Source organism: Kocuria nitroreducens (genome assembly GCF_042879195.1).
Taxonomy (GTDB): Bacteria; Actinomycetota; Actinomycetes; order Actinomycetales; family Micrococcaceae; genus Kocuria; species Kocuria nitroreducens.
The window spans coordinates 1-1,383 of record NZ_JBHZTC010000072.1; the positions used below are offsets into that span (position 1 = coordinate 1).

Consider the following 1,383-nt stretch of genomic DNA (forward strand, 5'->3'; position numbering starts at 1 on the left):
CTGTGAGTCTTGGGTCGGCTGGTCCGGGACTGGCTGGCAGGGTTGGCGTTGGTCGCTCCGCCGTGGTCGTGACTCATGACAAAGCTGGCCCCCAGGGGTGCCTTGCCTATGAACTGTCCGGTCGTGGTGGGCGGCCGGCGCCGGCCCGGCCCACCTCGATGGCCTGATCAGAAGCCTGTCCGACCCGCAGGGGCCGTGGCTCATCACAGTTCTGCCTTGAAGTGACCTCTCCCGGGCACGGCGCCGGTTCGCAGCGACCAGGAACACTGCCCCGACTGATGGAGAGGGACCTGATCACATGAGCACCATTGTCGCCGACCTGCACCCGTTCGTCATCGGTGTGGATACCCACGCCGCCACTCACACCTACGCCGTGCTGGCTTCCAACGGCGAGCATCTGGGAACGGAGGCCTTCCCCAACAGCCACCCCGGCAGGACCCGGGCGATCGCCTGGGTGGGCCGCCGTACCGACGGCGACCTCGCCGCCCTGTGGGTCATCGAGGGCATCGGTAGCTATGGGGCTCAGCTCGCCCGCCAGGCGCAGCTTGCCGGCTACCGGGCCGTCGAAGCCGCCCGGATGGGCAGGACAGGGCGACGCGACGCCGGCAAGTCCGACCCGATCGACGCCCGCCGCATCGCCGCAGCTGTGCTCCCGCTCGAGCCGGAGCGGCTGCGCACCCCGCGGATGGATGAGGGGGTCCGGGCGGCAGCCCAGATCCTGCTCACCGCCCGGGATGAGCTCACCCGAGAACGGACCAGGGCCGTGAACGCCCTAACCGCCCTGGTGCGCATCGCCGACCTCGGCATGGACGCCCGGCGCCCCCTCGGCGCGAAGAAGATCGCCGAGATGTCCCGTTGGCGACCGCGCGAGGAGGACCTCGCTACCGCGACCGCCCGCACCGAGGCCGTGCGCCTGGCCAAGAGGATCCTCGCCCTCGACGCCGAGATCACGGACAACACCAACCGCATCGACGAGCTCGTGGCTGCCAGCCCGGCCGCGGCGCTGGTCGAAGAGACCGGAATCGGGCCGGTCACCGCCGCCACCGTCCTGGTCGCCTGGTCCCATCCCGGGCGCGTCAGGGACGAGGCAGCCTTCGCTGCTCTGGCCGGGGTGAGCCCCATCCCGGCTTCCTCGGGCAACACCACCCGCCACCGGCTCAACCGCGGCGGCGATAGACGCCTGAACCGCGCCCTGAACGTTATCGCCATGGTCCGGATGGTCCACCACCCCCAAACCCGCGCCTACGCCGATAGGCGCCGCGCCGAAGGCAAGACCGACCGTGAGATCCGCCGATGCCTCAAGCGCTACCTCGCCCGACGCCTTTTCCGCCAACTCAACGCCGCCGCGGCGGAATTGGGGGTTGACGGGATATAGAAGCTTCA

1 protein-coding gene is annotated in these 1,383 nt (G+C 70.1%); it reads left to right on the forward strand.

Annotated features, from left to right (window positions below; translation table 11 throughout):
- Positions 1–298 precede the first annotated feature (298 nt).
- Entirely contained in the window at positions 299–1,375 is a 1,077-nt protein-coding gene (locus tag ACFYE1_RS17390; RefSeq protein WP_387745786.1) for an IS110 family transposase, read from the forward strand.
- The last annotated feature ends 8 nt before the right edge of the window (positions 1,376–1,383 follow it).